Origin of the sequence: Nocardia sp. NPDC060220, assembly GCF_042727815.1 — a bacterium.
Lineage (GTDB): Bacteria > Actinomycetota > Actinomycetes > Mycobacteriales > Mycobacteriaceae > Nocardia.
This window is the reverse complement of record NZ_JBHWZY010000156.1, coordinates 1-10,464: the sequence shown is the minus strand read 5'-3', so window position 1 is coordinate 10,464 and position 10,464 is coordinate 1. Positions and strand designations below refer to the sequence as shown.

The 10,464-nt window shown below is 65.1% G+C and carries 8 protein-coding genes, 1 tRNA gene and 1 pseudogene; 1 reads left to right on the top strand and 9 read right to left on the bottom strand.

Annotated elements, in window-relative coordinates; translation table 11 throughout:
• From ACFWF3_RS10845 to ACFWF3_RS10825, 5 genes are all read right to left on the bottom strand, one after another.
• On the bottom strand, positions 1-4,047 hold a 4,047-nt coding region (locus tag ACFWF3_RS10845; protein ID WP_379313465.1), incomplete at its 3' end, for a TIR domain-containing protein.
• Positions 4,048-4,052: 5 nt separating this feature from the next.
• Positions 4,053-5,207 (bottom strand): S8 family serine peptidase, encoded by a 1,155-nt coding sequence (locus ACFWF3_RS10840; RefSeq protein WP_378993948.1) that lies wholly within the window; start codon positions 5,205-5,207, stop codon positions 4,053-4,055.
• A 13-nt stretch (positions 5,208-5,220) separates the two neighbouring features.
• Entirely contained in the window at positions 5,221-5,535 is a 315-nt protein-coding gene (locus tag ACFWF3_RS10835) for a hypothetical protein (RefSeq protein WP_379313464.1), read from the bottom strand.
• Positions 5,536-5,711: 176 nt separating this feature from the next.
• Positions 5,712-5,867 (bottom strand): hypothetical protein, encoded by a 156-nt coding sequence (locus ACFWF3_RS10830; protein ID WP_379313463.1) that lies wholly within the window; start codon positions 5,865-5,867, stop codon positions 5,712-5,714.
• Positions 5,868-5,973: 106 nt separating this feature from the next.
• Complete coding sequence (locus ACFWF3_RS10825) at positions 5,974-6,219, bottom strand: hypothetical protein (RefSeq protein ID WP_056821808.1); 246 nt, start codon at positions 6,217-6,219, stop codon at positions 5,974-5,976.
• Between the two features lie 211 nt (positions 6,220-6,430).
• Between ACFWF3_RS10825 and ACFWF3_RS10820 the strand changes: the two genes are divergently transcribed.
• Positions 6,431-6,503, top strand: a tRNA-Asn gene (locus ACFWF3_RS10820).
• Positions 6,504-6,581: 78 nt separating this feature from the next.
• Here the strand turns inward: ACFWF3_RS10820 and ACFWF3_RS10815 are convergent.
• The 4 genes and pseudogenes from ACFWF3_RS10815 to ACFWF3_RS10800 form a co-directional block, all read right to left on the bottom strand.
• A complete protein-coding gene (locus tag ACFWF3_RS10815; protein WP_378657535.1) occupies positions 6,582-7,796 on the bottom strand; it encodes a tyrosine-type recombinase/integrase in 1,215 nt (404 codons plus the stop codon).
• A gap of 135 nt (positions 7,797-7,931) precedes the next feature.
• Entirely contained in the window at positions 7,932-8,147 is a 216-nt protein-coding gene (locus ACFWF3_RS10810) for a helix-turn-helix domain-containing protein (RefSeq protein ID WP_379313462.1), read from the bottom strand.
• Between the two features lie 507 nt (positions 8,148-8,654).
• Entirely contained in the window at positions 8,655-10,070 is a 1,416-nt protein-coding gene (locus ACFWF3_RS10805; protein ID WP_379313461.1) for a serine hydrolase domain-containing protein, read from the bottom strand.
• A gap of 151 nt (positions 10,071-10,221) precedes the next feature.
• Positions 10,222-10,464: pseudogene (locus ACFWF3_RS10800) on the bottom strand (FAD-containing monooxygenase EthA); the annotation flags it as partial.

Below are 10,464 nucleotides of genomic sequence, written 5' to 3'. Positions count from 1 at the left end.
GATGCTCGCCGAGATGATCCCCGAACCGTCGGGCAGGAAATCGACAGCGGTGACGAGAGCGCCGTGACCGACCAGGGCCGGTCCGATCTGGCGGTGCGTTCCCACATCCCACAGCCGCAACACGTTGTCGGTACCGACGGTGACCAGTGTGCGGCCGTCCCGAGAGAATTGGACTCTGGTGGCGGGGCCGTCCTGCACCATGGGTTCGCCGATTTCCCGGCCGGTATCGGTGTTCCAGATGCGAATCGTCTTGTCTTCGTAACCGACGGCGAGCAGTCGGCCGTCCGGGCTGAAGCTGGTGCTCTTGACCCACCCGTCCCCGACCATCGGGTCGCCGACCGGATTGCCGGTGTCGGCGTCCCACAACCGGACCGCGTAGTCGGTGGCGCCGGTGGCGACGCGCCGTCCGGCGTCGTCGATCGACACCATCTGCACGAAACCGTCGTCGTGGCGCAGTTCCGGTCCGACCGGCCGCATACTCGCCATGTCTCGAATCTGTGCCTTTCCGTCGCCGGCGATCACGATCCTGCGCCGACCAGGGTCGTGTACGAAAACAGCCGTTTCGGGCGGCAGCGGGATCGGCGGCCCGACCGCAGCGCCCGATGCGGCATCCCAGAACCGAATTTCGGTCCAGGTGAGGGATTCGGGGCTGAACCCGGCGGCCTCCAGCTGCGTGCCTTCTGCTGTGTACTCCGCGAGCTGGAAAAGGCCGTCGTCGCCGCTGATCAAGGGACCGACCTGCGCACCGGTGCCGGTATCCCACTGCCGAATGGTGCCGTCCGCACCGCCGGAGACGATATGCCTGCCGTCCGGGCTCACGTCCGCGCCCAGCACTCTCGCGCCGTGGTGGATGGTTCGCCCGCCACCCACATCCCACTCACGGACGGTGGAATCCATACTGCCGGAGAGGATTCGACCGGAGTCGGGATGGAAGGCGACACTGGACACCACCAGCTCGTGTCCCTCCAGTGGCTCTCCGATGGGCCTGCCCGTCGCGGCATCCCACAGCCGGATCGTCTTGTCATCGCCTGCCGAAGCGATCTGCGTGCTGTCGCCGCTGTAGACGACTTGTTCTACCGCGGCGGTGTGCCCGCGAAGCGGCTCCCCGATCGGGCGGCGGGTCCTGGTATCCCATTGCTGGAGATCGAATCCCGCGACCACCAGCCGGTCGCCATTGCGGTCGAAGGCAAGGCTGTTCACCGCGCTGCCGGTGTGCGCGGTCAGCGGATCCCCCGAGGGCCGTTGGGACCGAGCGTCCCACAGTTGGACGGTGCCGCCGACGTCACCCGAGGCGATCAACCCGTTCTCGCCGAACGCCACCGAGGTCACCGGCGTGGTGTGCCCGGTCATCTCGCCGATCTGCTGATGCGTCCCGGCATCCCAGAGCCGGACGGATTCATCCAAGCTCGCCGACACGATGTGGTGGCCGTCCGGGCTGAACGCGACGCCGACGACCACACCGGTGTGGCCGCGCATTTCGGCCCCGATCTGCTTCTGGGACTCGACATCCCAGAGCCGAACAGTTCGATCTCGACCTGCGGACACCAGCCGGGCACCGTCCGGACTGAACGCGATGCGAGTGACTTCGGACGCGTGACCTGACAGCAGAGCGCCGATCGGGGTCCAGGTTGCGGCATCGAGGAGCTGGATCGCGTTCCCACGCGTGGCAGCGATCTGTTTCCCATTCGGGCTATAGGTGACGCTGGAGACGTCGGCCTCGTCCATGTCGGCGATCTTGCGGATTTTGCCCTGCTGGTGGATCGCGTTGAGCAGGGCGAACTCCCGCCCGGTCCCCTCGCCGAGACGGTACGCGGCGATAGCCATCTGCATACCCAGGATGTCGTCGCTCTTCCCCGGCCACCGGCCCGAGAGCATGAGCTGCGAGTTCGCCGACAATGCCAGTGCTGTCGCGCGACGGCTCTCGGCGACGGCACGTTCTTGCGCCCGATCCGCGCGCACCCACAGCAAACCCGCGACCAGCGCGGCCACCATGGTCACCGCCAGCGCCGCCCGCAGAATCCGCGACCGCCGGTGCAACGCCCTGGCGCTGCGCTGCGCGTCCTCCTTCGCCCGGCTCTCCGTGGCCGCCAACGTTTCCGCCGCCTGCTGGCGTTCCCTGGCGGCCCGCAGCTCGTCCTCCCGGTGCCGACGTTCCTCGGCGATGCGCTCGTCCTCGGCCTGCCGTGAGGCCAGCAGCAATCCCCGGGCAGGGTTGAGCCGCTCGCGGAATCCTGGTGCGGTGGCCAGTGATTCGGCATCGGTGAGCCGTGCCCCCGACAGCAGCCATTCCTCGCGCCGCCCGTTCTGCTCCCACGCCTGCGCGGCCCGCTCGAGGTTGTCGGCGGCCTCCAGCTCGCCGGCCTGCACCCGCAGCCAGTCGGCGAGGGTATCCCATTGGCGCAGCAGGCTTTCCAACGCGACCTCGACGACAACGGCGCCGTCTCGCTCGTCTTTGACCAACAGCCTGCGTGCGACGAACTCCTCGAGCAGCGGGTGGCTCTCCGGCGGCAGATCGAACCAGCGGGCCGGGCGGCGCATCGGCTGGTCGTTGCCGGAATTGATCGTCGCCAGCCACGGCACGAAGGCCCGCCGCAGGATCGCCAACTGCCCGGCCCGGACCTCGGGATCGGCGTCGAGGAGCTCGTCGACCTCCCGCTGTACCACCCGCCGCAATCCACCGAGGGATTCGTAGTGCGCGAGGGTGATCTCCCCGTCCCCGTAGTCCCGGTACAGCCGGGCGAGGGTGAGCGAGAGCAGCGGCAGGGTGTCGGCGCCGCGGGACCAGTCGTCGAGCAGACGTTCCACCAGGTCCGGGGCGAACGACAACTCCGCGCCGGCTTCTCTCGCCCGCCGCGCGGGCCCGACGATGACCTCCTTGAACTGGGCCTGCGGCATCGGTTTCAGATCGTCGAACGGGCGCACCGCGACCGACGCCAGCATGGGTGCGGTCTGGAGCGGTTCGTAGCGGTCCGAGCGGATAGTGGCGACCGCGATCATCGCGATCCCACGCTCGCGGTCGAGCAGTCCGCCGAGGAGAGTGAGCAGCACGCCCGCCTGCTCCCCCGCCTCGGGGCCGAACAGCTCCTCGGCCTGGTCGATCGGCAGAATCAGCGTCGGCGCCGGGTCGTCGCCGGAGTCCACAACGCGATCGCGCGCGGCCTGCTGTGCTTCGATCAGCCAGGCCCGCACCTGTTCGATATCGCGGACGCCGTCCTCGATATCGGTGAGGCAGGGCCGGCGCAGCCCGACGCCGACGCGCAACGCGTGGATCGACCGCGCGAATCCGGCATCGCCGGTGAGCGCCCTGCGGTGCGGCCGCACGATGTCCATGGTGCGGAAGTGGCGGTCGTCGCGGGCCAGCCGAGGCAGCAACCCGGCGCGCACGAACGACGACTTGCCGACGCCGGAGGGACCGAGGACGACGAACAGGTGGCCACCACCGAGGCCACGCAGGCCGCGCACGGTGTCCATCGCTCGCCCGATCTGCGCGTCGCGGCCGAAATATACTGCGGCATCGACAGATTCGAGCGGTTCCCACCCGCGGTACGGTGCGCGTCCCGGGTCGCCGGGCGGTGGCCAGCCGAAGGTGTCGGCGCCGATACCGGCCGCCCGCAGACCGTGACGTAGTCGCTGCAACCCCTCGGTCAGGAACTCGACCTTTTCCCCGTCCACCAGGATCGTGGTCTTCGGTCCGTCCCCGAACAGGTCGCAGCGCTGCCACTCGCTGGTCATGTCGCGCCCGGTCAGCGGTTCGAGCCGGACCGTGAAGATCGGCTTGTTCAGGGACTCGGCATGGCGGTATTCGACCTTGCACTCATGAGAACTGTCCCAGTTGTCCGACAGCAGACAGATGACCGCCTCGCAGCGGTCGCCTGCCCGGCGCAACGCGTCCTTCCAGCGCACGCCTGCCGGAATCCCGGTGTCCGGGTCGAGATCGAGGAAGATCTCACCCGCCAGACCGGGTTCCGCCTCGATCAGCCAGACCCGCAGCGCGACCGCTTCGCGGCTGTCCCGGCTCGAATGGCTGAGGAACAGCCTGGCCTTCATGGCAGTTACACCCGCGAACGGTCGATACCCGCTTCGACCAGCGCCGAGCGCGCCACGTCCTTCGCGCAGGCGGTGAGTGCGCCGAACGCGCTGATCCGGCTGAACGTCTGTCCGGTGTGGACGACGTTGTCGTTTTCGTCGTCGCCGTCCACGATCGGCACAGCACCCGCCAGCAGCCATGTGCGAACGTCGGCGACCGACGGCATCGTCCCGGCCACCCGCAGATGGAATTGCTGAATCAGCAGCACGATGCCGGCGACCACGGGCGTGGCCTGACTGGTGCCGTGCTGGATCGACTCGCCGCTGTCGTTGCGGATCCCCGACGAGGTCGTCGGGGCGCCGGGCGCGAAGATGTCGGTCGCGCAGGCGCCACCCACACTCGAGTGCAGACGCTGCGAGAACGGTGTGATCCGATCCGGAGCCGTCGAGAGGGCGGTCGCCCCGGAGCCGTAGCTGAACGAGCCCTCGTCGGCGTCGTAGACCGCGCCGACACTGATCGTCTGGCGGAAGATCGCCGGGTAGCTCATGCCTTGGCCACTGTTGTGGGCGAAGTAGTCGTTACCCGCCGCGACACAGCAAGCGACGCCGGCGTCGGTGAGTTTCCGCATCACCTCGCCGATGCCGTCGCCCGCGAAATCCGCGTCCGAGGTGTTGTTGTCCGATGCGCCGAGCGACATACACACGGCGGAGATACCCAGCGATGCCCGATTGGCCAGCACCCAGTGCAGTGCGTCACGGATCGCCTCGAAGCTCCCGCCGCCGGAGTTGCCGAGGACCTTGACGGGCACGATATTCGCGCGTGGCGCCATCCCGGTGTGCACCCCGCCGGCACAGATGATCCCCGCGACGTTGGTGCCGTGACCCTGTCCGTCGCTCGGATCGGTGGGCGAACCGTTGTTGTCGGCCGTGAAGTTGCGGCCTGCCCGAACCCGGCCCGCGAAATCGACGTGGGTGGTGCGGAGCCCGGTATCGAGGACGGCGACCGTCATGCCGGATCCGTCGACGTTGAACTTGGCGCGCGCCTCCGCCGCGCGCACCAGCAGATCCACCTCGAGCAGTTCGGGCATCACCGTCAGGTCGGTCTGCAACGGCTTCTCCACGGGGACAACGAACTCGTAGGCGACGTCGGCTACCGATTCGGCAGAGATGGTGTCGGACATGATGATTCCTTTCCTACAGAGCCGAGTACGCGACGATGAAGTCGCAGACGTCGCGGGTCATCCGCCGTCCGAAGCTGGGCTTGCTGTTGTCGCCGATCGCGCCGGCGGCACCGCGCAGCACGCCCACGACATAGGGCCATCCGTCGGTGCCGTACACGTAGAGACAGCGCGGTGTAAGACGATGTGCGCCGTTCACCTCCGCCCGGAGCAGCTCGACGAACGAAGTGGTCGGCGCGGGGTACACCGAGTTCGGTGAGACCTTCGCGTCGCCGATCAGAGTCAGTGGGCGGCCTTTGGGCGATGTCAGCGTGGTGATTGCGGTAGACATCCGTACTCCTCGACACTCGCGCGGCGCAGATGTCCCAAACGCCGACGTCAGCCGCAGATTTTCAGGCTGATCTGAACGTACGAGGATGTGTCCGAACCCACACGAGTACCCGGCTACCCCAATTTCCACGCAGGTACTACCCGCACCGAACTACCGGGGAGCGAGAGCGAGCACTGCTAGCTCTGGTCCGGGTCTTCGACCGCGGCCAGGAAGGTCGGCAGATGGTTGCCGGGGACCGGCTCGGCGGCCTCCGCACTCGCGTCGCCGAGATGCTGGGCGCTGAACAACGACACCGGTGCGGCGCCGGCGGCGTTCAGATGCGGATCGGTCATGGGGTCCCCCGTATATCGGTGTGACTGAGGTGGAATTTCGCGGAGCCTGCGCGTCAGGAGGATTCGACGGTTGGACGCTCGTCCGCGCGCGCCGACAGAACTCGGTTCAGCGACGCAGCTGGTTGTGTGGAATCAAGACCGTGGTGCGCTCGTCGATCGGCTCCATCGGCTCGAGCTTCGGCTGCGTGCTCAACTTGTCCGACAGCTTCTGCCGGCTCACTGACACCAGCTTCCTCGTCACCGGACTACCCGCGACCGCTCGCGAGGCCGCAGTGATCTGTTCGTAGCGTGCCCGACCGGCCTTCGTGCCCAGCACATAACCGGCCGCCACGCCGATGATCAACCGCAGCATCTCCTGGAGCTCCTCCCACGTCTGTGTGCGGGCTCCATCCTGCCCCAGCCGCCCCACCCCTGTCGATCCGGTCACCGTTCGACAGCACATCGTTATACGCCGCATGTCCGCAGGTAGCGCCCCGATTTGGGTTCCCGCGACACGATGCGCTAAAGTTTCATCTCGGTCAGCCCGCCAAGGCAGACCACCTGAGTCTAACCACCCAGGACAATCCCCTATAGCTCAATTGGCAGAGCAGCCGACTGTTAATCGGCAGGTTTCTGGTTCGAGTCCAGATGGGGGAGCATCTACCAGGGCAAACGTCATCGTTTGACCCTGGTTTTCTGCTTTTGAGGGCACCGCGTCACGGAAACGTCACGCTTTCATCGTTTCAGCTGCTCCAAAGTCTCCGTGAAGTCGGGGGCTTGAGTCGGTTGATCGATGTAGTGGCGGCGGGTTACCGCGTCGCCTGCGTGGCCGAGTTGTCGGGCCGCGTCCTCAGGGCTGTGCGCCGACGCGATCATCGTGGCTACGGTCTTGCGGAAAGTTTTTGCGGTGATCCACGCGAACTTCTCGCCTCGCGCCTGCTTCCACAGACGGTTGAAGTTGTTGGGGCTCCAGATGCCGCCGTCGCGGTTGGGGAAGACCAAGTCGAGATCGTTGGGAACCGCTTCGGATTGAACACGGCGCAGGGTGTCGACGACGAACGGTGGGATCAATACGGTCCGATAGCCCGAATCGGTCTTGGTTCGTGGCTGGCGGATCAGGCCCTTGCCTTTGAGGCGAACGATGGTGCCGGCGAAGGTGATTCGCGGAGGCTGTGATTCGAGGTCGACGTCGGACCAGCGGAGCGCCAGGGTTTCGCCTGGGCGTGGGCCGGTACCGAGTTCGACGTCGACGACATCGAGGACTCGCTGGTTACGCTTGGGACCGTACGTATAGCCCGCCGATCCGTCGAGTGGAGCGCCATTGACCCAATCGGTGAGTTGAGCCCGCAACTGCGCAAGGGTCGCCATATCGGCAGAACGGGGCTTGCTGTGTTTGCGCGGCAGATCGGCGACCTCACGGACGGGGTTGCGATCTATCGCGTCATGACGAACGGCCATCCCCATCATTTCTGACAGGATGACTCGTTGACGACGCGCCTTCTCGCGGTGGCCGTTGAGCGCGATGCGCTTGATATGGGCGTCCAGGCGCGAGGTCGAGGCTTCCCAAATACACAGACCACCTAGCGATGATTTGATCTTGATCGCGGCAGGGCTGGCACGTTTGTCGGTCGAGACATCGATTTCTCGGCGGTAGAGATCCAGGGTCTGTGGCGTCACACCCTCCTGGAGGGCCTTCTCTGCGAGCCAGAGGTCGGCGAGTTCGGCGAGCTTCGTATCTCGGGTTATCAGCGTGCCGCGCGCGCCGGTGCGTTCTGCCAGCGCGCGGCGGAGCGCATCCTCGGCGAGGCCTTTCGTCGAGCCGAATCGGTGAACAACGCGAGTCGTCCCATCCTCATCGCGGTAGCGGGTCGCTGACCGCCAGCTGCCGTTGGGTTGCCGCTTGGAGCTGATCTTGCCGTATGTACCGATCGGCAGGGCGTGGCGAGGCATCGAGGTCTAAGCCTCCCGTTATTCGGGGCATGGGAAGGGGCGAGCGCTGACCAATTGCCGTGACAGCGCCCCTGACTGGGCATGCGTCACCCACAGACAGGCGCAACGGGGTTGTCGCCGACGTGGTGCGTGCAGTCAGTGGCCGACGCCGGGCGGTAACTCAGGCCGGTTAGCGTCGAGCTGCGCCTGCTCCCATCGCTGGACATCACGGAGTAGGTAGCGGCGGTACCGGCCGATCTTGGCGAACCGAGGTCCGCGATTGGCAGATGCCCACGTAGCCAACGTCTTTGGCGGAATCTTGAGTCTCGCAGCGACCTCATCAGTGGTCAGCCATACCTCTTCGCTGGTCATTGGATCGCACCTCGCGCCTGTCCGTTCGGACTTACACAGCGCAGCCGGGATCGACACGGCCTATCAGGTGGGTAGCCCGCAGAGTACAGAGGGCGGGCAGGCTTGAGCGAGCCTTGCTGTTGATCGTTGTTCATCGGGCAACTTTCAGTTGGGCCCGATCAGCGGCTCTTCCACCTCCATGAAACCTCAAAAGGTGAGATTTCGCCACCCAAAGTGATGGCGTCAACTCGCCTCTCGATGTTCACCATGACCGAAAGAAGTAACCGCGAGCGCGCTTTCAGCGGCTCTCCTCAGAACAACCCATTGACGATCCTCGATATGGTCCGGGCATCTCGAATTGTCAGTCGCTGGCATGCTGTCCGGCATCGAGGCCACCGGTCACCGGGTCGCGGTCGTCGAACTTAAATCCTGACCACGTGCGGCCAGCTTCCGGTCAAGTTGGCGAGCCCTGGCAATGGCTCAGTGTGCGCGTTCCGACCGAGGCTGTGGTCCCTCGCATTTGGTCGTCTACTGTCCCTCGCGTTTGGGCGCCCCGGGGACAGGCAGGCAGAAGACTCCGCTTTGACATGCCGGTTCTGGGCTGTCGAAGGGCGGTGTCAGCGGTACGCCGCCACATGAGAGCAGCGTGCATCCGGCCGGGGCATATGGTCCTACGCCGAACGATGCCAGCAGGACATTGGGATCGAAGACACCGAGCGGGTCGAGTTCGAGGTTCATGCTGGGGACGTAGGGGCCCGGGTCGGGCAGGTCGACGTCAGTGATCGCGCGGGCAAAGAGTCGAAGGAACTCCCGGTAGAGTTCACTGTTGGTGTTGACGGAAAGCACCGTGCTCGGGTCTGAGGATACATCGCCGAGGACACCGTTCCAGGTGATCAGCAAGTTCAGACTCGGCACAACGAAATTAGTTTGGTGCAAGAAACCCACGGTTGCATAGGTGTCGGGCGGCATCGGGTCGAACGCCGCAACATCGATCGTCTTTCGCGACGGCAATGTGACGCCCGTACAAGGAGTTTGGTTGAGCCAGACAAGGAAGCCGTAGCAGACGTTGGACTTCGATGGCTGCCGGTATTGGTCCATGTAGGCGGCGTCGATAACTCGCTCCCCGTTCCACTCGCCGTTGTTGAGTAGAAGCAACCCGATCCGGGAGAAGTCGTTCGGCGGCAGGAACAGATACGCGAACCCGTAGGTATTGCCCGCACGGTCGCGCTTCCAGTAGTAGTCCTCGGCATCGATGCCCAGCGGGTCGAACAGGTACTGCTGTGCGAACCCCTGAAAATCTCGTCCGATCGCGTGCTGCACAACGTAGACAAGGAGGTCGGGTCCGCGCTGGGAGTACTCGAAAAATGTGCCCGGAGGGTGCTCAACCGGCAAGGCTAAAGCTTGTTGGGCGGTGTTCAGATCGGGAATCAGTCCGGTGAAAGCCTCAGCGAAAAGTGACTGTTTCAAACCCGATGATTGCGTCAACAAGTCGCGGATGGTGATCGCGCGATGCGCGGCGTCTCCTTCGCCTTGTGGCAGGTAGTCACCGATCGGTGCGTCCAGGCGTAGCAGGCCTTGTGTGACGGCGACACCGACGACCAACGCTGTCACCGCTTTGGTCGAACTCCACAGGTGCCATGCGACATTGCCGGTAGCAGAGTTCAGCGGTCCGGTACCTACGAGACAGTTGTTGCGGAAGATCTGGATGTTGGTCCGCATTCGCGACGACGCGAACGCGATCGCCTCGTCCATTGCTCGCTGGTCGATATCGACATCAGCGGGTGCGACGGACTCGACGGCGGCATCCCCTTCCGGCAGTGCGCATATTCGAGTCTCAGCGCTAGCTGGTGGGGTGCCGATCATTCCGAATCCCGCGAACAGCGTGAAAATGCTCAGCAAGGTGATCGCGGCCTGGCGAAACCTCGATCGGCACCGTAAATCCATCTCGCACCACCTCGTTGTACTGCGATTTATTTACGTATCGATATAGGCCTACCACGATCGGTGTGGGTGATGGGGGAATTCGGGACGCATAATCGCTGACCGGGACATCCCCTGGTCAGCGGTCAGCTCAGCTTCTTCGTGCCGATGGAAATCAAGCGGACGAGGCGACCTCGTGGGCCGAGGTGTGTGTGTTGCGGATTGCGACACGAGGTGTCGCGTCGAGCGTCGCGGTGAGATCGGTGCGCATCGTGGTCAGCCAGTCGAGGATGTAGTTCTGTCGGACTTTCCACGGCCGCCGGTCGCCTTGGCGGGGGAACTCGTTGATCGAGCGTTGGACGTAGCCTGCCGCCAAATCGAGCAGTGGGCGCTCATGAAGGCCAGGATCTGCCTTGGG